We start from the raw sequence: 22,508 nt of genomic DNA, 5'->3' as shown, positions 1-22,508 counted from the left end.
CCGTCTACTTGAGCAACAGGTCGAGCAGTTCCAGGAGGTCATCCTGCCGTTGCTTGTCGTGAACGCGTTCCATGATGAACTCGCGCAGGGACTTCTCTCCCGCGCCAATGGGCCATTTCCCTCCACCCTCCGCGAAAGCACCCAGATTCGTGCCCACCGTCTGGCTTTGTGTGGCGACCCACTCCGGCGACAGCAGCAGGAATCCGTAGGGCGCGTCCTTCGTGGCGAATTGAATGGTCGAAGGCAGGTCCGACCACACGAATCGGTAATCATCCTTGAGGTCGACGTAGAAGGGCCCGAGCGCTTCATTCCGAGCGAACCGGAAGGTCAGGAGGTCCTTCTTCTGTTGCAGGTCCGTGGTCCGGCTTTCGAACCTGACCTTGAACGCGTTGTAGAGGCGCACCCAGTTCTTGAACCACCAGGCGCCCAGTTCGTCCGGATGCTTCTTCGTCGAGATATCCGCCCGGTAGTAGTCCTCGGTCGAAATGGTGTCTGCCATGAACTGCCTCGTCTCAGACCGCGTGTGGTACTGCGTGAAAGACCCGCGCGTTACTCCCGCTTCAGGCCGAAAGAGTGCATGAGGTTGTAGACATGCGCTCGGGTGAGGTCGAACTGGCGGGCCACCTCGCTCACGTTCCCACCAAAAGTTTTGAGCCCTCGCCGCAAGAGCTTCTCCTGGAACCGCCGCGTCGCCTCATGGAAGGAGAGGGGGCCCTCCTGCTGGGAGGGAAGTCCCTCCGCCAGATGGCGCGGCTCGATGTAGCTGGCGCCTTCCGCGCTCGCGCGGATGAGCGCCGCCTCCAGTCGGTGCCGGAGCTGCCGGACGTTGCCAGGCCATTCAGTGGCCTCGCAGGCCGCATGGAAGCCGGGGGAAGCCCTGAGTGCCGGCAGCCCATGCTCCTCCGACAGCCGTTCCAGCAACTGCTCCACGAGGCACCCCATGTCCTCCTTCCGCTCGGCAAGGCTGGGCATGCGGAGCGTGAAGACATTCAGCCGGTAGAAGAGATCCTCGCGGAAGCGCCGCTCGGCCACCTGTTGTTCCAGCGACGCGTTGGTGGCGGCGATGATCCGGATGTTCGCCTTCGCGAGCCGCGAGCTCGCCAGCGCATAATATTGCTTTGACTGAAGCAGCTGCAGCAGCTTGCCCTGGGCCGCCAGTGGAATCTCCGCGATTTCATCCAGGAACAGCGTGCCGCCTTCCGCCGCCTCCACCTTGCCCACCGTGCGCCGCGCCCCTGGAAACGCGCCGGGCAGCGCCCCGAAGAGCTCGCTTTCGATGAGCCCTTCGGGAATCGCCGCGCAGTTGATCTCCACGAAGGGGCCGCCACGCCGCTTGCTGTTGTCGTGGATGGCCTGCGCCAGCTGGGTCTTCCCCGTGCCGGAGGCACCGGTGACGAGCATGGAGACGTCGAGGGGCGCCGCCAGCGCCACCTGCTCGAAGACGTGCGCCATGACACGGCTGCGCCCCGCGATGGCATCCAGCCGGAGCTTCTCCCGGAAGGGCCGGGTGGGATCCTCCGCCTCTCGCCAGCTCCCGGAGCCCGCGTGCTGCACCGCCGTGCCCACGAAGCGAGCCACGGTCTCCGCCACCTGGACCGCCTCCGCGGAGAAGGGCCCCGCGCCCCGTTGGCCCTCGAGGTAGAGGACGCCCGGGCCGCTTCCGCTCAGGGGCACGCAGAGCACGGCCTCCAGCCGTTGCTCCTTGACGCTGCGAGCGCTGGAGAAGCGTGGGTCGAGCAGCGCGAAGGGCGTATGGAGCGTCTGTCCGGAGGCGATCGCCGCCGCGACGATGCCTCGCGAGGTCACCGCGCGGATGTGCTCTTCCTCGCTCGTCGAGCATCCATGGGAGAGGGACCACTGGCGCCCGCCCGCCGCCAGGTCCGCGTACAGCTCCAGGTAGGCGCGTTCCGCCTGGGTCACCTCCACCAGCGCGGTCAGCACGTCGCGCAGGGGCTCACCGGGCGCTGGGGCCCCCAGGAGGCGGAGCAGGTGGAGGTACAGACTCCGCTCGCGGGTCAGGCGGATTTCCAGCTCGGTCATTCCCGAGACTCTAGGACCCTCTCGCAGTGAGACAAATGGCCTTCCCGCGACGTGCATGTCCGTGAGGTAAGCATTTCGCGCGCCAGCCCCCATCCCGGGGCGAGCCGCCAAAGACTGTCCACCGGACTGGTCAGCTCCGAGGCCGGAGATTCAAGGCGATTGGACACCGCGACGGCATGTCGCCGGGCGAACAGTCCTGGCACGAAGGCTGCTGTGGAGAAAGGGAGCGCCGCGCCGCCGAGGGTGGGGCCGCGGGGGGGAACCTCGCCAGCGGCGGCGTTGGCGTTCACGCCCTGCTCACGCCGTAGTGGAGATCGTCGATGCCTGTCCAGACGCGAGATGAAAACAGACTTTCCGTGTGTGTCGGGGCCTTGGCATGGCTGTGCGCCATGGGCCTGCTGCTCAGGGGGACGCCTGTGAATGCCGCGGAGTCCGAGGCTGACACCCGCATCCCGGAAATGGAGCTTCTTTGCACAGACGCTGTGCCTCCTCCCGTCTTGGACGCCGCCGAGGACCCCAGGTTCGTCATCAACAGGTCGGGCGCGGTGACGCTCTCCAAGAAGAAAGAGAACCTCTTGATGGAGTTCAATCTGGGAGGAAATGCGCATCCCGCCTGGGTCCAGGTCGAGCGGGTCACCCACAAGGGCGTCCGCCATCCCGTGGCTTGCGGCCAAGTGGATGATGGGATGCGTTATCGGCTTCCCGAGGCCGACCCGGAGACCGAGAAGGACGTCCTGGTGGTGCGCCTTTTCGACCTGCCCCGCAGCGCGGTGGAGCAGGCCCGGCTCCGCTCCGTTCGCGAGGAGCGCGAGAAGGTGCTCCTCACACCCGGGATCATCGAAAGTGAGCAGGCTGCGCTCCGGGATTGGGCGGAAGTGGGCCTGGTCGCCAAGACCGTGGAGCAGTTCGCATTGTCGACCGATGGCAAGGAGGAAGTCCTCGCGAAGGCTGTGATTGCCAACGCCCTGAGCATCGTCGCGCAGCTCGGAGCTGCGTGTCCGGGTGCTGGCTCCGCTGCGTCCGGTCCCGCACTGCTCAACAAGCTCTGCGAGGAAAACCGGTCGTTGGATTCGCAGCTGGGAACCGTGTCCGAGGCGCTCGATCGCTATTCTCGCGCGATGAGGGACGCTGCCCTCAAGGAGCGGCGCACGGAGTTCCGCGTTGCGCTGCGAGCCGCCGCCGAAACCCTGAAGCCTGGAGCGCGGCTTGAGGGCGAAGCCCGCGAAGCACATTGCACACAGATTGCCATGCTGAACTGGCTCCACGACGACGAGAGGCCGCACCTGGTCGCCCAGGTCGAGCTCCCGCTGGTGGACGGCGCACGGATCGTCGAGGCGACGTACGGCGGCGGTGACTCCAGACAGGACCTTTCCTCTGGGATGCACAAGCCGCTCGCGGTGTTGCTCCACGATGTCACGTCTGGGGTCGAGTTGGGCGTCGGAACGCAGCAGGTCATCACCGGACGCAATGACGCAGCGGATGCAGTGGCGGGAGCCTTTTCCTTCATGATCCGCCTGGCGAAGCTCGCCCCTGGGGCGCTGCCTGCCGCGGTGGGAGGGAAGGTTTTCCCGGCGGCTCACCGAGAGCTGGACTTCAGCGTGAAGGCGCCCACCCTCATCTGCCTCGACCAGACAACGGCCCCGGCCGGCGCATCGGAAAGGGTCCTGAAGGCTACGCTCAAAGCGGACATGGGCGCGCCACCGCTCGCCCGCATTGGCACGCGCACCCTCGTCGTGGAGCCGCTCGACAAGGGCTCACGACGCGAAGTCTATGTATGTGATGCGAAGCCTTGCGAGCCTTCGAAGGACAACGTCAAGGTCCGCAATCGGGTGATTCTGGACGCGGACCAGGGGAGTTCCTTCCTGTTGCTGGTGGAGGTGGCGGGAACGGCGGCCATGGAGGGGCAGGGGGGATTCACCACCCCTCGATACGCGCCGCTGGGGAGCAGCGCCGGCCCGCAGCGGGTCTACGAGTTGCGCGGTGACTACCGCACCCAGGACCTGGCTTCTGTTTCAGTCCTGTTCGGAGTGAGGCTGTCTCGGAGCTGGCTGTTGGCCGGAGGCCCCAGCGTCCTCGTGGGCACTTCCGGGGGGACGTTCTCGCAGCTGGGCTTGCGCGCGGGCTGGGAGTTCGCACGAGGAGTGGTCTTGACCACCGGTCCCAGCCTGCGGTTCGTCCAGACGGCCACGAAGGAGGCCCCGCTGGGCTCACGCATCGCGCTGGCGAACGGAGAGGAGCCCAAGGTTCCCGCTCCGCCCGGGCTCGAATACCAGCCAAGGTTTGGATGGTCGGTTGGGCTCGGAGTGGATGCCTCGGTGTTGACGGATGCCGGCAAGTCGCTGCTGAAGAGCGTGGGGGTGACGGAATGAAGGCATTCTTTGGTGTGTGTCTGGCGTTGTCGGTCCTGCTGGCGGGATGCGGTGGAAACGAGACGGTGAAAGGCTATGACGCGAAGCCCGAGGCGGAGTTCGATCCAGGGCTGACCCTCGTCTTCCCGGACAGGCAGCCCAACGGCACCCTGCCGCTAAAATCCGGAGGGACGTTCAAGGTGCGGCTGGACGCATTCATCCCCCACCTCTGCGAGCCCATCACCGCGACCGTGGAGTTGGTCACCGCGGCGGCTCCAGAGGACGCGAAGGTCTCCGCCCTGGCGACGCTGAGCCCGCAGAGCCCCTGTGAACAGGTCGCCGGCGAGGTGGAGCTGGCATGGCCCGAAGGAGGTGAGGTGCTTGTCCGGGCGACACTTGCCGGTGCCATCCGGGAGGAGCGGGTGGCCTTCGGGACGCGCGGCGTCCTGGAGCTCCGCGTCGACCCGGCTCAAGCGGTGCTGCCCGCGGCGGGGGAGGTGGTCGAGGTGACGGTCCTCGCGACACTGGATGGGGTGTCCGCTCCAGGCATCCCCATCCGCGTGGAGGCGGTCCCCGCGACGCAGGTGCTCCCTGCCACGGGTGTCTCGGATGCGCGCGGCGCCTTCCGCGCGAGCATCCTGGTTCCAGTGGACACGCTTGGGATGCGCATCGACGCCATCGCGGGCAGCGTCCGGACGGGAGTGACCCTCCGCGTGGCCCCCTGATGTGGGGCTCCGTGCCCGCTCTCCCGGGTGAGCGTTCAGCCGCGCGCGAACACGGTCGGCTCCGGGGTGTCGCTCCAGAGCAGCTCCAGCGCCTTGCCGGTCAGCCGCGCGCGCAGGACCTCGTAGCCGTCCACCGCGAACAGCCCCTCCGGCGTCAGGGGCGTGAGGCGGGCGGGGGCCCGGCTTCCCCGGCGGAGCCACAGGACTCCGTCCTTCCAGGACACCTCATTCGGTCCAAAGCGGCCGGCCAGGGCTTTGAGGGCCTGCGGCGCGATGGAGACCGGGTGCAGCCCTGCTTCCACCGTCGTCTGGGCCCAGGCGTATTCGAAGCGCTGCTCGGGGGCGAGGCCGGGAGTCGCCAGCAGCTTCTTCAAGGCGCGGGACTTCGCGACCTCCAGGGCCTGCTCGGGAGGTGTCTCTACGTCCGGAGCAATGCCCACGCCCTCCCAGTTCGTCTGGCTGACCGCGTGGACCGGGCGCCCATGCGAGACGCTGAGCACGAAGCAGGGGGCGACGGGCACGAGCGAGTTGTTGTTGGCGGCCCCCGCGGTCCTGGCGCCGATCAGCTCGCCCAGCTTGAGCTGCTGGACGTGATAGGCGAACTCTTCCCCCGCTGAAGCCACGCGCGGGTTGATCAGCACGTACAGGGGCTTGCCCATCAACCTCCCGGCGGGAAGGTGCTCCAGCGTCCGGGACTGCTCGGGAGGCTTGGAGCCGGAGAGAAACGTCAGCAGCGGTACGTCCCCATCGAGGAAGTGGCTGACCAGGTAGCGCACCGCCGCGTGGGAGCCACCTCCGTTGTCCCGCAGGTCGATGATGATCGCGTCCCCGTCCTTCAGGAACCGCAGGGCGTCGTCATAGGCCGTACCGGTCTCGTCCTGGACCCAGTGGAACCCGGTGACCCTCAGGTAGCGCACGTTGCCCGGCAGCACGCGCAGATCCGTGAGGCCGTGGTGTTCGCGCAGGGCCAGCTGGTGCCAGTACGCGTCGGTGTCCGTCGCCCGCACCCTGGGCGCCTCCGCGGCGGTGTACCGCGCGGCATCGTTCACCAGGTACATGTGCCGGTCCTTGCTGGCATCCACCAGGTCGGCGGTGACGCGCTCGGCGAACGCCGCTGGCGAGTCCACGTTGTAGCGTCCCGCCTTCCGCTCTTGTTCCAGACGCTCGACGAGCGCCGCGCGCTTCTCCGGGAAGACGTAGGTCCGCTGGAGCTCCGCCTGGATGGAGGACAGCGCCGCGTCGCGCTCCGTGGCGGTGAGCCGCGCGGGGGCCGTGACGGCGCCACTGACGGGGCGCTGCGCGAAGGAGGGCAGGGGTCCTGTCACGAGCCACAGGGCGGTCACTGCGATGAGCAGACGGTCAGCGCTTGGAATCATGGGTCGCTCCAGGTGCGTCGGAATCTTCGAGGTGCAGCAGGTCACCCACCCGCGCGCGCAGGCCGCGGCGGAGGCGACGAGCGCGGGCTGCCTCGGAGCGCTGTCCATGATGCCGTCGCGGCCATGACCCCTTGGGTGCTTCCACCGTGAAATCCGGCCCTCGCTGGCGACGACTCCCAGGTCCGAGCGAAGCCAACGCTCGAGCCCGTTCATCGGCACGGAGGCGTGCGTCTTTTCGCTCGGATCGAGTGGGGAGGTCGCCTTGGCGCCTGGCTGTCCATGGCGCGAAGGGAGCGATGACGCTTCACGCGCACATCGCTCCCCTCATGTCAGCGACGACTCCTAGTCCTTCGTACAGACGACGTCGTCGACCTGGAGGTGGTCGCGGTCGGCGACGCTGCGGCTCGGATAGAAGAACAGGCGCCAGTCGCGCACGTTGCCGGTGAAGCGGAAGAACACCGGCTGCCACTCGTCGCTGTCCACGGTGACGAAGTCCGTCTGCGGGCTCCAGCCGCCGCTCGAGTAGCTGCGGTGGCGGATGCTGCCGTGGCCGCGCACCCGGTACGAGCAGGAGTAGTTGCCCACCGGCACGTTGAACTTCTCCGTGGTGAAGCGCTCCGCGACCTGGATGGGCACCACGAACTGCAGCGCCGCCGAGCCGCCGTGCACCGCGCTCGTGTAGCGCGCGAGGCGCGAGGGCTTGATCTCCGAACCCGGGTCCGTGATGCCGTTGTCCAGGCCGTACCAGTAGTCCGGGACGTAGTTGTTCCCGTAGTAGGGGATGGCGCGGGTGCTCCAGTTCTCGAAGCCGCCGTTGCGGATGATGTTCGCGGAGTGGCTGGCCGCGACGCAGCGGCGGGTGGCCGGGTCGCAGGCAGGCAGGGCGCCGCGGCAGTCATACGTCGTGAAGCAGGCGCCTTCGGCCAGCTCGCACACGCCCGTGCTGGGGTTGCAGCTCGTCGCCGGGTTGCTGCACGTAACGCCGGCGCAGGGGTCGCCCTCGATGCAGAGGTGTGAAGCGGTGTCGCAGACGGGCGTCTCCGGGGTCCCCGCGCAATCCGCGTGGCGGGTGCAGCGGTCCTCGGCGGTCACGCAGGTGTGGGTCGCGTCGCAGGACTGCCACTCGCTGCAGTTCGTGGCGTCGTCGCAGCGGCCGGAGAGCGGCTTGCAGGTCACGGTGGTGTTGTCGCAACGCGCCCAGGCCTCGCAGCTGACCGAGTCGCACGGCTCGGGGGCCCGCACACAGCGAACGTCGTCGATGAGCAGGTGATCGCCGCTGGTGTTCCGGACGCTGAAGATGAGCTCGAAGGTGTCGAAGACGGAGTTGGCCAGGTTGAAGTTGTAGCTCACCTGGGTCCACGTCCGGGTGTCGACGGAGGTGTAGGCCGAGTAGCTGGAGTAGTCGGTGCCGAACCAGCCGTTGCGGACGTCACCGGTTCCCCGCGCCTGGTAGGTGCAGGAGTAGCGGCCCGCTGCCATGGACTTCGCCACGGTGGTGAAGCGCCTGTGGGTGGCCGAGGTGTTGATCAGCTGGGCCGCGTTCACGCCCTCGAAGGGCTGCGTCGTGACCTTCCGAACCACTTCTTCGATGTTCGTCGTGCTCCCGGACCACCGCGCAGGAAGCGCACCGGACCACTCCTCGAAGCCACCGTTGTCGATGACGTTCACCTCGGTGGGCCCGCCCGCGTCCGGATTCCCGGAGCCCGCGTCGGTCGGCTCGGTGCCGGCGTCAGGCGTCTCGGTGCCGGAGTCGGGAGTCTCGGAGCCCGCGTCGGGCGTCTCCGTGCCGGAATCCGGCGTTTCAGTGCCGGAGTCCAGTGTCTCGGTGCCGGAGTCCGGTGTCTCGGTGCCGGAGTCCGGCAGCGGATTGCCCGAGTCGGGCGTCCCGGTGCCCGAGTCCGGCCGGGACTGCCCGGCGTCGGGCGCCTCCGGAGAATCCGAATCACCGCCGCACGCGACGGCCAACACCAACAGCGAAGTCAGGCACACTCGAAACAACTTCAACGCAGCCTCCGGTTTTAGAACTGGATCTTTCGTACCACACTGTACCGGAGAGCAACCTCCCCAGGGGCCGGTGGCGCGTTTCTTCCTCCGGAATGGACCGCGGACTGGCGGGCCTCAGCGGGTTCCGGACGGAGCCCGCCGCTTCGCGCGAGCGCGGATGGGCGCGAGCACGAAGGAGAGGCTCATCAGTTGCTCGCGGCCGGGCGCCCTTGGCTGGCTGTGTCCACCAGCTCCTGCCGCACCGGAGAGGTGATGCGCGGGATGGGGCTCACGCTCGCCAAGGACGACACGGTGGAGCAGATGGCCCGGCATTTCTGGATGGCCGCCGACCGTCAGAGCGCCGTGCACGCCATCGGCGATTTCGTGACGAAGGTCCGCTACCTCTCCGTTCGTGGAAAGGAGGAGGGCGCGCTCGTGAAGCAACTGTCGGCGGCCCTCCCCGTCTGGAACCTCGATGACCTGCTCAAGCGCATCATCGAACAGTATCAGGGGCCTTCCGCGCGGCGGGCGCTTCGACGCAAGAGCCCCCTGCACGTTCGAGTTCCTCCTCCGCCCGGTGCTAGACTCGACGCAATGAACGCCAACCTGCTCGGAACGCGCGTCCTCATCTCCCGCTTCCTTCCACATCGCGTGTCGGGATGGATGCGGCGCGCGCTCGAGCACGTGAGCGCTCCCCCTGACTTCTCGGAGGAGGAGCTGCGGCTTTGCCAGGAGGTCCTTGCCTTCACGATGACCAGCCCCGAGCGGATGGTCGCACTGCTGCATGCGGTGCGCTACGTGGTGGCGAACGACATCCCAGGGAGCATCGTGGAGTGCGGAGTCTGGCGTGGTGGCAGCATGATGGTCGCCGCCAAGGCCCTGCTGGCCCTTGGCGTGCAACGTGCGCTGTACCTGTTCGACACCTTCGAGGGAATGACGCCTCCCTCGGATGCGGACCGTTCCTGGCGCGGTGTCTCGGCGGAGCAACTCCTGTCCAGAGAAGCCCGGCAAGAGGGCTTCAACATCTGGTGCATCGCTGACGAGGCGGACGTGCGCGCCAACGTGAGCAGCACGGGCTATCCCATGGATCAGGTCCATCTGGTGAAGGGGAAGGTGGAGGAGACGCTCCCCGCGCAAGCGCCCGACACCATCGCCCTGCTGCGCCTGGACACCGACTGGTACGAGTCCACGCGGCACGAATTGGAACACCTCTATTCCCGGCTCTCGCCGGGCGGAGTGCTCATCATTGATGACTACGGCTACTGGCAGGGGTCACGTCGGGCCGTGGACGAGTTTTTCGCGAAGCAGCCGCGCAAGCCGCTACTCCAGCGAATCGACATGTCGGGGCGCCTGGCCATCAAGGCGTGAGCACGCATGAATCACCGAGCCACCAAGGTTTGATTGGGTGGGACTGCCGCGCCGCGCACTGCTCGCGGGTGAGTGTGTCCGAACCCGGTTTGATCTGGAGTGGCTCCCCCGGCGATGGTTCCCGGCATGAGTTCGTTGGGGTTGAGGCTGTTCGCGGTTCTGGCCGCGGTGGGGGCGCTCATTGGCGTGGGCGGTTGCGAGGAGGCGAAGGAGAAGCCCTTCTCGCCCGTCACTCAGTCGGCGCGACTGCTGGACCCGCCCCAGTACGCCGCTGAGTTCCTGGGCGACCTGTGGCCGGGGGACACCGATTCCTCGCCCATGACGCTGACGGAGGCGAATGGACTCCTCTATTTCTCGGCCGGACTCTTTCCCGACTTCCATGCTCCCTGGAGGAGCGATGGGACCGTCATCGGGACCGTCCGCCTTCTTCCTCCCTACCCGCGCCCAGAGCTGAGCCTTCATGAGGTGGCGTCCTTCACCGCGGTGAACGGCACCGTCTTCTTCACCGCCGGAGATGCGGACACCAGCAATCAGGATGTTGAGCTGTGGAAGACCGATGGCACCGCCATGGGAACCTCGCGCGTGAGGAACCTCCACCCGTCGGATAGCTCGTATCCGGAACAGCTCACGGCGGTGGGGAACACGCTGTTCTTCACTGCTGACGACGGCGTGTACGGAAGACGCCTTTGGAAGAGCGATGGAACGACCGCGGGCACCGTCCTGGTGCAGCCCCAGAAGCCCCCCACGATGCAGGAACCCGGCTGTCTGACGAACTTCAACGGGACGCTGTTCTTCGTCGCAGACAGCTCGACGTACGGCCTCGCGCTGTGGAAGAGCAATGGCACCGCGAACGGCACCGTCGTCGTCAGGACCCTCAATGAGGAAAACTGGGGCGATTTCGAACCGACCCCGGACCTGGCCTGCGCGGTCATCGGGAACCGGCTGTACTTCGAGGGGCCCAAGCCATCGGGTGGACGGGCGCTGTGGCGGAGCGATGGGACGGCTGCGGGCACCGTGCGCATCAAGGACATCACCTCCCGTGGCGCGGACAACCGGCTTGGTGTTTTCACGAACGTCCATGGCACGCTCTTCTTCACCGCTCAGGACCGAAGCCTTGTCGCGTTGTGGAAGAGCGATGGCACCGCGGAGGGGACGGTCGAGGTCTCGCTGTTTCCCGCCTCCCGGGAAGAAGACAGGCCGCAGTCTCTGACCGTGGTGGGCAACCTCCTCTTCTTCACCCGTCGCACCGGGGCGGGCGTCCGCGAGTTGTGGAAGAGCGATGGCTCGGAGTCGGGGACCCAGCGCGTCATGGAGATCCGTCGCGGGAGCTCGGCGCAAGAGCCCGCTTCGCTCGCCGCCTTCCAGGGCCTGCTGTACTTCACCGCCGAAGATGAGACGAGCGGAGCCGAGTTGTGGCGCACCGACGGCACGGAAGCCGGGACGGTCCGGGCGGTCGACCTGTGGCCTGGTGCCGCCAGCTCGGCGCCTTCCTCCCTGCGGGTCGTCCGGGATGCGCTCTACTTCGCGGCCAATGACGGGGTGAGCGGCCGCGAGCTGTGGAAGAGCGATGGCACCTTGGCTGGCACCGTGCAGATGCGGAACATCTCCACCTTCAAGAAGAGCTCCGCTCCCTCTTTCGGCGTGGCCTTGAATGGCGTGCTGTACTTCGACGCTGAGGATGGGCCGCATGGGCGGGAACTCTGGCGGACGGATGGCACTCCGGCGGGAACCGCGTTGGTGAAGGACCTCTTGCCAGGGCAGAAGCGGGGCATGCCCACGCAACTGACGCCGATGGGGGGCACGCTCTACTTCACGGCTTTGGACGCCACGGGGTCCTCCCTGTTGTGGAAGAGCGACGGCACCGAGTCAGGCACCATGCAGGTGCTGAACAGCTTTCCCGAAGGAGGGAGGGATGTCGCGAACCTGCGGCGACTGGGGAACCTGCTGCTGTTCACGGCCTCGGAGCGAATCGGGGGGCGAGAGCTGTGGAGGAGCGACGGGACCGAGGCAGGCACCGTGCGGGTGAAGGACATCGATCCCGTGGCGCAAAGCATTCCGCCCCTGCCCGGGCTCGCGATCCTCAAGGACCACGTCTACTTCACGGCCTCCGAAGGCACCTCGGGCTACGAGCTGTGGAAGAGCGACGGGACCGAGGCGGGCACCGTGCGGGTGAAGGACATCGCCGTGGGCAGCGGGAGCAGTACCCCCATCGACATCTCCACGGTGGGCGAGCAGCTCTTCTTCTTCGCCAATGATGGCGTCACGGGCTCCGAGTTGTGGAAGAGCGACGGCACCGAGGCCGGCACCATGCGGGTGAAGGACATCTGGCCCGGGACCGCCAGCAGCAGGACGCCCGACTGGGGCCAATTCGTCGATGTGGACGGAGTGGCCTTTTTCATGGCCAATGATGGCTCGAGTGGCACGGAGCTTTGGAGGAGTGACGGCACGGAAGAAGGCACCGTGCGCGTCAAGGACCTCTCTCCTGGGAGCGCCAGTTCCACCATCTCCGCATCCAATCTCAAGGTCTACCAGGGGCAGCTCTTCTTCGGATTCTTCGACGGCCAGCAGGGCAACGAGCTGTGGCGCACGGATGGCTCCGAGGCGGGCACGGTCTGTGTCAAGGACCTCGTCCCCGGCGTCGGGGGTTCCTATCCCAGCAACTTCGTGGTCGTCGGGGGAACGCTCTTGTTCACAACCTTGTCTGGCCAGGGCCGAACGACGATCTGGCAGAGCGATGGAACGTCGACGGGGACGCAGCCCTTCGCGGGAGGCGGGGAGTGGTCCAATCCGGGGCAGCTGGCGCAGCTGGGCGACGATCTGATCTTCGTCGCCAGCGACGCGTTGCACGGACGTGAAGTGTGGCGCCTCCCTCGTGTCATTGATCAGACGCCACCCCGGTTGACGTGCCCAGCGTCCCTGGTGGCCGAGGCGACGAGCGCCCAGGGTGCGACGGTGGACTACCCGCTCGTGACGGCAACCGATGAGCGCGGGGAGACTCCGACGCTCCGCTACAGCCAGGAGAGCGGGACCCCGTTTCCGCTGGGGACCACGTCGGTGGTCGTCACCGCAGCCGACGCCGTGGGCAATAGCGCCACCTGCTCCTTCACGGTCGACGTGTGGGACACCACGCCGCCGGAACTCACCTGTCCGGTGGACGTGAGCACCTGGGCGACGGCCAATGACGGCGCCACGGTGGAGTATCCGGACGCCATCGCGACGGATACGGTCTCCGCCGCGACGCTCGAATACAGCCATGCGACCGGGACACGGTTTGGTCTGGGGCTCACCAAGGTCACGGTCGTGGCGACGGATGCCGCCGGGAACTCCTCTTCGTGCGCCTTCCAAGTCCAGGTGGCGGAGACGCCAGCACCGGCAATCACCTGTCCGGTGGACATCCAGGCCGAGGCCATTGCCGCCACGGGTGCGCCCGTCCATTACCCGGAAGCGAGCGCCACGGGGACCGGCGGGGTGTCGGTGACGTACAGCTCCGCGAGCGACAGCGTGTTCCCGCTGGGGGACACGTTGGTGACGGCGACCGCACGTGACGAACGAGGGCGCACGGTGAGCTGTGCCTTCACCGTCACCGTGCGCGACACCGCGCCGCCGCAAGTGGGCTGTCCGGGGGACCTCGTGGCCGAAGCAGAGGGCCCCGACGGCGCGTCCGTTCCGTTCCTTCTCGTGAATCCCCAGGACGCGGTGACGCCTTTCCCCTCGGTGACGTCCAGCGCCAGTGCGGGGGCCCGCTTCCCGCTGGGAACCACGGAGGTCACCGTGACGGCGACGGATGCGGCGTCCAATGCCGCCACGTGTGCCTTCTCCATCACCGTGAGGGACACCACGCCCCCCGAGCTCAGCTGCCCCTCGGATGTGTTGATCAAGACCGGGAGCGACGAGGGCACGGTCGTGACCTTCCCGGAGGCCGTGGCCCGGGATGCGGTGACGCCGGTGGTTCCCGTGACCTACAGCCACGCGTCTGGCAGTGGGTTTCCGCGCGGCGCGACGGTCGTGACAGCGACGGCCCAGGATGCGTCAGGCCTCTCCGCTTCGTGCACGTTCCAGGTGACGGTGGCGTACTTCGTGCCCCCACCGGCGGGCGGGGAGGTGACGACGGGGTGCGCGTGCTCGGCGGAGGCTTCCGGCGGTGGTGGAGGCGCCGCGTGGTTCGCGCTCCTGGGGAGCGCCTTCTGGCTCCAGAGGCGTTCCCGCCGGGAGTGTTGAGGCAAAGGGCCCGGGGCCACTACCTCGTGCAGGGCGTCCCGGACCTGCTGGTGCTCAATCGCGTGGGCTGGGGCGACTCCGCGCAGCCACGAAGGGCCACCTGGAACTGCTCCGCGAAAGCGCGGCACCCGAGCAATTCAGCCCGCCCTGCCAGCCAGCTCCTTCGCTGCCTCGATGAAGCGGCGCAGGGGCTCCGAGCGCTGTGCGCGGCTGGGGGAGTAGAGGAAGAAACCCGGCACGAAGGGCGCGTAGTCCTCCAGTACCCGAACGAGGCGTCCGGAATCCAGATGCTCCTGGATGGCTGGCTCTTGGACGTACGCCAGCCCCAGCCCCTCGATGGCGAATGTCACGCTGGCCATCTCGTCGTTGGTGGCGACATTGCCGCGCACCGGGATGCGCCAGGTCCTGCTTTCGCGCTCCAGCTCCCAGGCATAGGGAGTTCCGGTCGTCTGTGAGCGCAGGACGATGCATTCGTGCTGGAGCAGGTCCTCGGGGCGCTCAGGAGCCCCGCGCTTATCGAGGTAGGCCGGTGCACCCACCACCACGAAGCGGAAGGCATCCGTCAGACGCACCTGCACCATGTCGCGCTCGATGGTCTCGCTCAGACGCACGCCTGCGTCGTAGCCCTCCGCGACGATATCGATGAGGCGCTGTTCGACGATGATGTCCACCTCCACGCGGGGGTATCGCGCGCGGAAGGCTGACAGCACGGGCGCGATGAGCAGGGACACCGCTGCTCGTGGCACGGACAGCTTCAGCCGTCCGACGACCTCCCCTGGCTCGGCCGAGGCCCCGTGGAGCGCGGCGGCCGCCTGGGCAAGGCCCGGACCGGCCTCCTCCACGAGCCGCCGTCCCGCGTCCGTCAGGGACACGCTACGAGTGGTGCGGTGGAGCAGGACCACGCTCAGCTGCTCCTCCAGCTGCCGGACGGACTGGCTCACGGCGGCCGTAGAGACGCCGAGCTCGCGCGCCGCGCCGCGGAAGCTCTGCAGCCGCGCGACGGCCAGGAACACGTGCAGCTGCTGGAAGAGGACCGTCTTCATGTCGGGACTCCTCTGGGGCGCGAATCGCCGGGCCACCATCAACTCCTGCTTAACGGCCCGTTCGCTCCTCGACATCTAGTCCTCGGAGGGCGCGCCGCGTAGTTCTTTCACCGGGTCCTGCTGCTGCGGGGGCACGACGCGCACGGCAAGGGCCTTGCGGACGTCGATGCCTTCCAGCGCACCCGACAACCTGAGGGAGCCTCATGTCCATCTCACTCGCTGGCGCGTCCGTGGCGCCGGCCCCGCGCTCCGCGTCATGGAGCGCCGTGTTCGCGCTCACCCTGTGTGTCTCCACGCTCATCGCGTCCGAGTTCATGCCGGTGAGCCTCCTGACGCCCATCGCGTCGGACCTCCACCTGAGCGAAGGCCGCGCGGGCCAGGCGATCGCCGTCTCCGGTCTCTTCGCCGTGCTGACGAGCCTCTTCATCGCGTCCTTGGCCAGGTTCGTCGACCGCCGGAGGCTGCTCCTCGGTCTCACCGGCGTCATGTTGGCTTCGGGGCTCGTGACCGCCTTCGCGCCCAGCTACGCCGTGCTCATGGTGGGCCGTGCGCTCATCGGCATCGTCATTGGCGGCTTCTGGTCGTTGTCCGCGGCCACCGTCATGCGACTGGTCCCCCAGGACGAGGTACCGCGCGCGCTTGGCCTGCTGAACGGTGGCAACGCGCTGGCCACCACCATCGCGGCGCCGCTCGGCAGCTTCCTGGGCCAGTACATCGGGTGGCGGGGCGCGTTCTTCGCGGTCGTTCCGCTCGCGGCCATCACCCTCGTGTGGCAGGCCTCCACCTTGCCCCCAATGCCCACGGAGCGCGCCGCTCCGCCTCCGAGCACCTTCGCCATCCTCCGGCGCCCGAAGGCGCGGTGGGGCATCCTGGCGGTCGCGCTCTTCTTCATGGGCCAGTTCGCCCTCTTCACGTACCTGCGTCCCTTCCTGGAAACCGTCACACGGGTCGGGGTGTCCACCCACTCGCTGCTCCTGTTGGGAATGGGCATCGCGGGGCTTCTGGGCACGTACCTCATCGGCTTCCTCGTGAGCAGGCGGTTGTCCGCGGTGCTCATCGCAGCCCCCGTGGCGATGGCCGTCATCGCGGTCCTGCTCATTGCCTTCGGCCCATCCCTCGCGGCAACGGCCGTCCTGCTGGTGGGGTGGGGGCTCATCGGCACGGCGGCACCGGTCGCGTGGTGGACGTGGCTCAGCCGCACGCTGCCGCGCGACGCGGAGGCTGGCGGCGGCCTCATGGTCGCGGCCATCCAGCTCGCCATCACCGTGGGCGCTTCGCTTGGAGGGCTGCTGTTCGACCGGAGCGGCTACCGGAGTTCGTTCGGAGTGAGCGCCTTGCTGCTCGGGGGCGCGGCCCTCCTGGCCCTCCGGGCGTCGAAGCCTGAAGGCTCAATCAACCCATGAGGATGAAGACAATGAAATCATGTTTGCCTGGCGGGCTCCTGCTGGCGTCCCTCTCCGCGCTCGCGGCCTGCGCATCGCCGTCGGCGGCAGTGGCGCGTCCAGCACCGGGCCTCGCGTCTGGTGACACATCCAACGGTGCGGACAACTTCTACACGAGCGACCAGGTCATCGTGGAGAAGGTTGTCTTCAAGAACCAATACAAGATGGATGTCGTTGGGAACCTGTTCGTCCCCAAAGGCCTGAACCGCGACGCGAAGACCCCGGCGATTGTCGTCGGACATCCCATGGGTGCGGTCAAGGAGCAGAGCGCGAACCTGTACGCCACGAAGATGGCGGAGCAGGGATTCGTCACCCTGTCCCTGGATCTGTCCTTCTGGGGCGAGAGTGCGGGCCAACCCCGCAATGTCGTCGCGCCGGACATCTATGCCGAGGACTTCAGCGCCGCGGTGGACTTCCTGCGCTCCCAGCCGTTTGTCGACAAGGAGCGGGTGGGCGCCATCGGAATCTGCGGCAGCGGGAGCTTCGTCATCAGCGCGGCCAAGATCGATCCTCGCATCAAGGCCATCGCGACCGTCAGCATGTATGACATGGGCGCCGCCAACCGGAACGGGCTCCGGCATTCGGTGAGTCTCGAGCAGAGGAAGAAGTACATCGAGGAGGCAGCCCTGCAGCGCGATGTGGAGTTCGCGGGCGGTGAAACGAAATATACGAGCGGAACGCCCGAGACCCTGAATGACCAATCCACTGCGACGGATCGCGAGTTCTACGACTTCTATTGCACCGCGCGTGGGCACCACTCGAACACCACGACGCACCCGACGCTCAGCAGCAATACCCGGTTCATGAACTTCTACCCGTTCACGGACATCGAGACGATCTCTCCCCGGCCGATGCTCTTCATCGCGGGCGAGAACGCCCATTCCCGGGAGTTCAGCGACGAGGCCTACCGGCTCGCCGGTGAACCCAAGGAACGGGTCCTCGTTCCCGGCGCGGGTCACGTGGACCTCTACGACCGCGTCGGCCGGATTCCCTTTGAAAAGCTGACCACGTTCTTCATGACGAATCTGAAGTGACCGAGGCACGCGGTCCCTTCCTCCCGGAGGAGGCATCGGGGCCACCACGGCCGGTGCCTTCGCGCTCGAAGAGGCGACGGTCGCGGAGCTGCGGGCGGGCTGACTGAGGCCTACCTCGGGCGCATCCGTGCGCTCGGCCGCATCGGGGACCTGCCGCTGTGCTCGGTCATCAAGCTCAACGAGCAGGCTTCGCACGCGCGCCGCACGCCTGGGTTCGCCCGGAGCATGGACCCGCGTGGCGGGTAGGGTGGACCGGGCCGTGCCCACTTCTTGATCCTCGTCAATGCGGGCGAGGGCTCCTCCCTCCAGTCTGGAGGCCACAACGTCGCTGAACGTTCTGGTGCCCTCGTGATGAACATCTCCCGCCTTCACTCCCGCTCCCTGGGAGCTCTCTTTCTTCTTCCGTTCTTCGCCTACGGCATCGGCACCGCGCTCGTCACCTCCGTCCTGAATGAGCCGGAGCACCTGGCCGGACAGAGGACGCTGTTCGTCGGGGGCGCGCTGCTGCTCCTGTTGAACTCCCTCTTCGTCGTCGGAATTGGCGTGCTGTTCTTTCCCATCCTCCGTGAGCGGAGCCCGGGCATCGCCGTCGCCTACGTCTGCACGCGGGTGATGGAGGCGCTGACCCTCATCGTCGGAGTGGTGTTCCTGCTGTGCATTCTTGAGCTCGGAGATTCCGCGCAAGGGCAGGCGCCGCTGTTCCAGCTGCTGTCGAAAGGGAACTTCTGGGCGTACCAGCTCGCGATGATCATCCTGGGGGTCGGCAGCGTGGCGTTCTGCCTGTCGCTGTACCGCTCCCGGCTTCTTCCCTCGTGGCTCCCGCTGGTGGGCGCGGCGGGCTACGGGCTTCTGGCGCTGGGGTCCGTGCTGGAGCTCTTCGGGCTGCCGTGGGGCATCCTCTTCTCCGGGCCCGGAGGCCTGTTCGAGCTGGTCCTGGGCGGCTGGCTCATCGCCAGGGGGGGCCGGACGGTCACGCCCTCCGTCGCGGCGTAGCCGGCTTGCCGCGCGTGGCGATGCGCTTCCGGATCCGGCTCAGCGACTCGGGCTTCACGCCGATGTAGCTGGCCAGCTGGTACTGGGGAATCCGCTGGAGGATGTCCGGCCGCGTCTTCGAGAGCTTGAGGTAGCGCTGCTCCGGGGTCTCGGTGAGATAGGAAGCGAACCGCTCCTGCTGTTCCGCCAGGACCTTCTGCATCACCATCCGGGAGATGCTCTCGAAGCGAGGGAAGCGCCGATACAGGTCCCCCTCGCGTTGCTCGGTGCCAACCACCACCGTGGTGTCTTCCGCGCAGACCATGAAGTGATCCGCCGGGGTCCGGTTCATCATGCTGTGAATCGAGAGGACCCATTCGTCCTCGGTGAAGAACCCGTTGCTCCGCTCCTCCCCGTCGACGAGGGAGTACTGGCGGACGCAGCCCTGGAGGACGAAGTAGGCCTCGGTGGAGACCTGTCCCGCCATGAGCAGGTGCGTGCCTTTCGGACAGCTCTTCACCACCATGCTGTCCAGGATGGCCTGGGCTTCCTCGTCCGACAGAGGCGCGATGCGGCGGAAGTAGTCGACGAGTCTGTTTTTCATGAGGGCACTGCTCAGAGAGGTTCTGCCCGGTAGCCGCTGGGGATGAAGAAGCGCTCCGCCCGCTGCTCCCCAATCTGGATGTCCGTCAGTGTGATCGTGCCGAAGAGATCGGACTCCTCGCGGACAGGGTAACCCAGCTCGTCGTCGAACCACTGGGTGACCGTGTCGTTCGGGGTGTGGCGCCGGAGCCAGCGCCGCGTGGACCGGCCCGCCACGGTCTCCTGGCCCTGTCCCTCACAGCGGGCCTTGTTCTCCGTGCAGCCTCCGGACAGGTGCAGCGGCAACCCCAGCTCGTCCATCCGGGTCAGCGCGGCGTGGGTGCGCTCCGTGGGGTCCAACGTCACACGCTCCAGGGTGGTGGCGTCGTAGAGCATCGCCGGGGCCTTCGAGCCGTCCGCCGACTCCAGGAGGATGCGGCCGCAGCGCGAAACGAAGAGGCGGCTGCGGATGACGCGGCCCTCGTTGCGCCAGGTGGCGGTGGCGCTGAAGTCCTTCGGGTACACCGCCTGGGTGCAAGCGGCCGTGCCCAGGTCGGCGTCCTCCGGGGCCTCCCAGGCCCAGGCCACACCTGACACGGCCAGCACCGCGAGCGCGCCCCCCACGCTCACGGCCCGCCGCATCCCGCCCGCGGCCTCTCCCACCGGGCCGTGGCCCAACAGCCGCCGCACCCGGGCCGCGAGTGGATGCGTGCCCGCGCCCAGCGCGAACCCCTGCTGCCGCAGCTCCTCCAGCCCCAGCAGCGCGCCGGAGTACATGCGCGCGTCACCGCAGAGGTGGACCGCCGCGTCGTCGCAGCAGTGCTCGCGCTCCAGCCGGACCCGCTGGGACAGCCAACGCGCGGCGGGGTGGAAGAAGAACAGCGCCTCCACCAGGTGCTGCGCCAGATTCGCGGCCGGGTCGCGCCGCTGGACGTGGGAGAGCTCATGCGCCAGCACCGCCTCCAGTTGCGCCGGGGAGAGCCGCTCACTCGCGCCACGCGGCAGCACGAGCACCGGCCGCACCGCGCCCAGCACCAGCGGAGAGGGGGCGCGGGAGGACTCCAGGACCTCCACCAGCCGGCGAAGGCCCAGCTGCTCCGCGACCCGGCGCGCCAGCAGGTGGAGCTCCACGGGCGCGGGCGTCGAGGCGCCCAGCCACTGCCGCGCGGCGCGCCGGGAAGCCACCATCCGCCAGGCCAGCGCGGCGACGGCCCCCATGAGCCAGAGCATCACCAGGGCGGACGGCAAGCGCGTCGTGAAGGCCGTGAACGGGGAAGGGGAGGGCTCCAGGGGCGGCGCGAAGACAGTGCCCGCCAGTGCCTCCGCCTGGACGGGGCCGCCTGGGGCCGCCGCCATGGCAGGGGAGTCCACCGCCTCCGCCACGGCGACCGTCCGCGATGCCAGCAACACGCTGGCCGATGGGCCGGCCACGAGCAGGGTCAATGCCAGACATCCCACGGCGTACCGGCTCCGGGCCGAGTGGCGGCGCATCAAGGCCAGCACACCCGCAGCGGCGAGCGCCACGGCGGTGGTCTGCCATACCCCATGCATGAGCCACGCAGTCGTGCCGCGCCCCACTGCGTCCACCAGCGCATCGATGCTCATCGCTTGTCCCCCCTGTGAGGCTTGTCTCCGTCCAGCAGCTTGCGCAGCTCCTCGAGCTCCTCCTTGGACGCGGGCTTGAGTGACAGCGCCTGCAGCGCGAGCGCCGCGGACGAGCCTCCGAACACGCGGTCCAGCAGGTCCTTCACCAGCTGGCGCTTGGTGCGAGCCTCGGCGACGTTCGCGGCGTAGACGTGGCTGCGCGAACTTTCATCCCGGATCACCAGCTCCTTGGCCGTCATCACCTGGAGCTGCTTGAGCGTGGTGGTGTAGCCCGCGCTCTTGCCGTCCTCGCGCCCGAGCGCCTCGTGCACGTCGCGCACCGTGCTGGGCCCGCGCTTCCAGAGCACCGCCAGGATGGCCAGCTCCGCTTCCGTGGGAATGGCTTCCGTCGTCATGGCGACAACCTACGACTCAAGTCGTAGGCTGTCAACGACGTGCGTCGTACTTCGAGGCCCATGCTCGGTTTCAGGTGGGGTGTTCGTGCCTTTGGCTCCACGAGCACCCCAGCTCCAGCGTCAGAGCGTCTTGAGGTACTCAACGTGGTTTGTGAATGAATGAGTCGGAGGGACTCAGCGCTGTTCGGGAGGGCGCTTCGTCGCCGGCCCGCGCGAGGCTGCGAGGGTATCCGACGGGCTCTCTTCAAAGAGCTTCTTGTATTCGACGCTGAATCGCCCGCCGGACACGAAGCCGAGTGAGGCCACGACGCCAGCGACGGTCGTCCCCGGCGCGCCTGCGAGCAGCGTTTGTCGCGCAAGCTCGAAGCGACGGCGGCGGAGGAACGCGCCCGGGGACATTCCCCGCGCCGCCATGAACGCACCGCGAAGCGAGCGCTCCGGCACCCCGGTGGCCGCGACGATATCGGCCAGGGAGATGGGTTCGCCTGCGTGCGCCTCGATGAACTCCTCCGCGCGGCGCACGGACGCAGGCGCCGCGCGGCGCGGGGGCGCTTCGAGGAGGCTCGAGGCGCTGTGGCGCGTCCCCGTGAGGAGCGCGGTCAGGAGCGCGTCCCGCAGCGAGGCCACGAGGAACGACGAGATGGTGGGCAGCTCCAGGACCTCCACGAACAGCTTCAGGATGGGACCGACGCCGGCGGCAGATGTGAGATCCAGCGCGACGTCGAACACGAGCGGCCCGGGGAGCTCCCGGCTCGTGAGCGCCGTGAAATGGGACTCGAGTGTCGCGCGCTCGATTGCCACGGAGCGCCCCTGGTAGGCCGGCGGGCACTCCAGCGTGACGGGGCGCTCCGGAGAGAGCACCGCGCTGCGCCGCGCGGGCTCCAACTCGTAGGGCTCGTTCGCGTGGATCCCGCGGGCCTTGCCGTGCAACGCCCCCGTGATGAGGTAGCGCCCGAGGACCCGAGGAATCGTGCACCGGCCGCCGGTGGGCCAGGTCTCGTGGACGATACGAACCGCCCCACAGGTAATGACCCTCAGCTCGCACGAGAAGGCACGTCCCAGTGAAGGCTCCAGCCTCGACTCCGAGTAGATGCCACTGAATACGGCGCGCGCCTCCTCCAGATCCGCCATGTGGTGGACGCGGCTCTGTGGAACCAGCCACACGTCCGTCGTACGCATGAACCCCAAAGCAAGTGATCGCGCCATATTCACAAGACCCGCTCAACCGGCTTCAGAGCACGACTATTTGAGGTGAGCGTCCACACTCAGCGCTGCCGCGACCACCGTGGCATACACTGGTGGTCTTGTGTGGAACTCAAACTGAATGATGTATGTCCATTCCTCCTTGTCGCGATGAGCGGCTCCGGTGCCAGGCGT

Annotated in this window: 17 protein-coding genes; 8 read left to right on the top strand and 9 right to left on the bottom strand. The window is 67.8% G+C overall.

Annotated features, from left to right (window positions below; all coding sequences use genetic code 11):
* Window positions 1–4: 4 nt before the first annotated feature.
* Together D7Y04_RS44585 and D7Y04_RS28100 are read right to left on the bottom strand one after the other, a co-directional pair.
* Window positions 5–499 carry a hypothetical protein gene (locus D7Y04_RS44585; protein ID WP_120595567.1) on the bottom strand — a complete coding sequence of 165 codons (495 nt, stop codon included), beginning with the start codon at window positions 497–499 and terminating at the stop codon, window positions 5–7.
* Between the two features lie 50 nt (window positions 500–549).
* On the bottom strand, window positions 550–2,040 hold the full coding sequence (locus D7Y04_RS28100; protein ID WP_120595568.1) for a sigma-54-dependent Fis family transcriptional regulator: 1,491 nt from the start codon (window positions 2,038–2,040) through the stop codon (window positions 550–552).
* A gap of 389 nt (window positions 2,041–2,429) precedes the next feature.
* Here D7Y04_RS28100 and D7Y04_RS28095 point away from each other — a divergent pair, with 389 nt between their 5' ends.
* Both D7Y04_RS28095 and D7Y04_RS28090 read left to right on the top strand, forming a co-directional pair.
* Window positions 2,430–4,409, top strand: coding sequence for a hypothetical protein (locus tag D7Y04_RS28095; protein ID WP_147454528.1), 1,980 nt, complete (start codon window positions 2,430–2,432; stop codon window positions 4,407–4,409).
* The gene (locus D7Y04_RS28090; RefSeq protein WP_147454529.1) at window positions 4,406–5,113 is read left to right on the top strand and encodes a hypothetical protein; all 708 of its coding nucleotides are present in this window, start codon (window positions 4,406–4,408) and stop codon (window positions 5,111–5,113) included. The genes D7Y04_RS28095 and D7Y04_RS28090 overlap by 4 nt, the downstream gene beginning before the upstream one ends.
* 35 nt (window positions 5,114–5,148) lie before the next feature.
* Here D7Y04_RS28090 and D7Y04_RS28085 read toward each other — a convergent pair whose 3' ends face one another.
* Complete coding sequence (locus D7Y04_RS28085; RefSeq protein WP_120595590.1) at window positions 5,149–6,489, bottom strand: S41 family peptidase; 1,341 nt, start codon at window positions 6,487–6,489, stop codon at window positions 5,149–5,151.
* Here D7Y04_RS28085 and D7Y04_RS46420 point away from each other — a divergent pair.
* The gene (locus D7Y04_RS46420; RefSeq protein WP_255428684.1) at window positions 6,488–6,616 is read left to right on the top strand and encodes a hypothetical protein; all 129 of its coding nucleotides are present in this window, start codon (window positions 6,488–6,490) and stop codon (window positions 6,614–6,616) included. The genes D7Y04_RS28085 and D7Y04_RS46420 overlap by 2 nt on opposite strands.
* Before the next feature lie 215 nt (window positions 6,617–6,831).
* On the opposite strand, the gene D7Y04_RS28080 is transcribed toward D7Y04_RS46420, so the two are convergent.
* Entirely contained in the window at window positions 6,832–8,493 is a 1,662-nt protein-coding gene (locus D7Y04_RS28080; protein ID WP_120595571.1) for an invertase recombinase-like protein, read from the bottom strand.
* A gap of 261 nt (window positions 8,494–8,754) precedes the next feature.
* On the opposite strand from D7Y04_RS28080, the gene D7Y04_RS45220 reads away from it, so the two are divergent.
* The gene (locus tag D7Y04_RS45220; RefSeq protein WP_199749741.1) at window positions 8,755–9,840 is read left to right on the top strand and encodes a TylF/MycF/NovP-related O-methyltransferase; all 1,086 of its coding nucleotides are present in this window, start codon (window positions 8,755–8,757) and stop codon (window positions 9,838–9,840) included.
* Window positions 9,841–9,966: 126 nt separating this feature from the next.
* On the top strand, window positions 9,967–14,058 hold the full coding sequence (locus D7Y04_RS28070) for an ELWxxDGT repeat protein (RefSeq protein ID WP_158627596.1): 4,092 nt from the start codon (window positions 9,967–9,969) through the stop codon (window positions 14,056–14,058).
* Window positions 14,059–14,195: 137 nt separating this feature from the next.
* Here the strand turns inward: D7Y04_RS28070 and D7Y04_RS28065 are convergent, their stop codons facing one another.
* Window positions 14,196–15,101, bottom strand: coding sequence for a LysR family transcriptional regulator (locus tag D7Y04_RS28065; RefSeq protein WP_120595573.1), 906 nt, complete (start codon window positions 15,099–15,101; stop codon window positions 14,196–14,198).
* 203 nt (window positions 15,102–15,304) lie between these two features.
* Here D7Y04_RS28065 and D7Y04_RS28060 point away from each other — a divergent pair, with 203 nt between their 5' ends.
* From D7Y04_RS28060 to D7Y04_RS28050, 3 genes are all read left to right on the top strand, one after another.
* On the top strand, window positions 15,305–16,504 hold the full coding sequence (locus D7Y04_RS28060; protein ID WP_121761257.1) for an MFS transporter: 1,200 nt from the start codon (window positions 15,305–15,307) through the stop codon (window positions 16,502–16,504).
* Window positions 16,501–17,577 carry an alpha/beta hydrolase gene (locus tag D7Y04_RS28055; protein ID WP_233601610.1) on the top strand — a complete coding sequence of 359 codons (1,077 nt, stop codon included), beginning with the start codon at window positions 16,501–16,503 and terminating at the stop codon, window positions 17,575–17,577. Before D7Y04_RS28060 ends, D7Y04_RS28055 begins: the two co-directional genes overlap by 4 nt.
* A 351-nt stretch (window positions 17,578–17,928) precedes the next feature.
* The gene (locus tag D7Y04_RS28050; protein WP_121761255.1) at window positions 17,929–18,570 is read left to right on the top strand and encodes a DUF4386 domain-containing protein; all 642 of its coding nucleotides are present in this window, start codon (window positions 17,929–17,931) and stop codon (window positions 18,568–18,570) included.
* Here D7Y04_RS28050 and D7Y04_RS28045 read toward each other — a convergent pair.
* From D7Y04_RS28045 to D7Y04_RS28030, 4 genes are all read right to left on the bottom strand, one after another.
* On the bottom strand, window positions 18,548–19,153 hold the full coding sequence (locus D7Y04_RS28045) for a Crp/Fnr family transcriptional regulator (RefSeq protein ID WP_120595577.1): 606 nt from the start codon (window positions 19,151–19,153) through the stop codon (window positions 18,548–18,550). The genes D7Y04_RS28050 and D7Y04_RS28045 overlap by 23 nt on opposite strands.
* A gap of 11 nt (window positions 19,154–19,164) precedes the next feature.
* Entirely contained in the window at window positions 19,165–20,736 is a 1,572-nt protein-coding gene (locus D7Y04_RS28040) for a M56 family metallopeptidase (RefSeq protein ID WP_121761254.1), read from the bottom strand.
* Complete coding sequence (locus D7Y04_RS28035; RefSeq protein WP_121761253.1) at window positions 20,733–21,131, bottom strand: BlaI/MecI/CopY family transcriptional regulator; 399 nt, start codon at window positions 21,129–21,131, stop codon at window positions 20,733–20,735. The genes D7Y04_RS28040 and D7Y04_RS28035 overlap by 4 nt, the downstream gene beginning before the upstream one ends.
* Before the next feature lie 174 nt (window positions 21,132–21,305).
* Window positions 21,306–22,310 (bottom strand): AraC family transcriptional regulator, encoded by a 1,005-nt coding sequence (locus D7Y04_RS28030; RefSeq protein ID WP_158620638.1) that lies wholly within the window; start codon window positions 22,308–22,310, stop codon window positions 21,306–21,308.
* Window positions 22,311–22,508: the final 198 nt, after the last annotated feature.

Origin of the sequence: Corallococcus sp. AB038B, assembly GCF_003668955.1 — a bacterium.
Lineage (GTDB): Bacteria > Myxococcota > Myxococcia > Myxococcales > Myxococcaceae > Corallococcus > Corallococcus exiguus.
Note: the sequence above shows the minus strand (reverse complement) of the source record. Positions and strands in the feature narration are given on the sequence as shown.

Excerpts from the sequence above, each read along its gene's own strand:
- D7Y04_RS44585 (WP_120595567.1), bottom strand. The coding sequence starts at position 499 with ATGGCAGACACCATTTCGACCGAGGACTACTACCGGGCGGATATCTCG.
- D7Y04_RS28100 (WP_120595568.1), bottom strand. The coding sequence starts at position 2,040 with ATGACCGAGCTGGAAATCCGCCTGACCCGCGAGCGGAGTCTGTACCTC.
- D7Y04_RS28095 (WP_147454528.1), top strand. The coding sequence starts at position 2,430 with ATGGGCCTGCTGCTCAGGGGGACGCCTGTGAATGCCGCGGAGTCCGAG.
- D7Y04_RS28090 (WP_147454529.1), top strand. The coding sequence starts at position 4,406 with ATGAAGGCATTCTTTGGTGTGTGTCTGGCGTTGTCGGTCCTGCTGGCG.
- D7Y04_RS46420 (WP_255428684.1), top strand. The coding sequence starts at position 6,488 with ATGGGTCGCTCCAGGTGCGTCGGAATCTTCGAGGTGCAGCAGGTCACC.
- D7Y04_RS28085 (WP_120595590.1), bottom strand. The coding sequence starts at position 6,489 with ATGATTCCAAGCGCTGACCGTCTGCTCATCGCAGTGACCGCCCTGTGG.
- D7Y04_RS45220 (WP_199749741.1), top strand. The coding sequence starts at position 8,755 with ATGGGGCTCACGCTCGCCAAGGACGACACGGTGGAGCAGATGGCCCGG.
- D7Y04_RS28070 (WP_158627596.1), top strand. The coding sequence starts at position 9,967 with ATGAGTTCGTTGGGGTTGAGGCTGTTCGCGGTTCTGGCCGCGGTGGGG.
- D7Y04_RS28065 (WP_120595573.1), bottom strand. The coding sequence starts at position 15,101 with ATGAAGACGGTCCTCTTCCAGCAGCTGCACGTGTTCCTGGCCGTCGCG.
- D7Y04_RS28060 (WP_121761257.1), top strand. The coding sequence starts at position 15,305 with ATGTCCATCTCACTCGCTGGCGCGTCCGTGGCGCCGGCCCCGCGCTCC.
- D7Y04_RS28055 (WP_233601610.1), top strand. The coding sequence starts at position 16,501 with ATGAGGATGAAGACAATGAAATCATGTTTGCCTGGCGGGCTCCTGCTG.
- D7Y04_RS28050 (WP_121761255.1), top strand. The coding sequence starts at position 17,929 with ATGAACATCTCCCGCCTTCACTCCCGCTCCCTGGGAGCTCTCTTTCTT.
- D7Y04_RS28045 (WP_120595577.1), bottom strand. The coding sequence starts at position 19,153 with ATGAAAAACAGACTCGTCGACTACTTCCGCCGCATCGCGCCTCTGTCG.
- D7Y04_RS28040 (WP_121761254.1), bottom strand. The coding sequence starts at position 20,736 with ATGAGCATCGATGCGCTGGTGGACGCAGTGGGGCGCGGCACGACTGCG.
- D7Y04_RS28035 (WP_121761253.1), bottom strand. The coding sequence starts at position 21,131 with ATGACGACGGAAGCCATTCCCACGGAAGCGGAGCTGGCCATCCTGGCG.
- D7Y04_RS28030 (WP_158620638.1), bottom strand. The coding sequence starts at position 22,310 with ATGCGTACGACGGACGTGTGGCTGGTTCCACAGAGCCGCGTCCACCAC.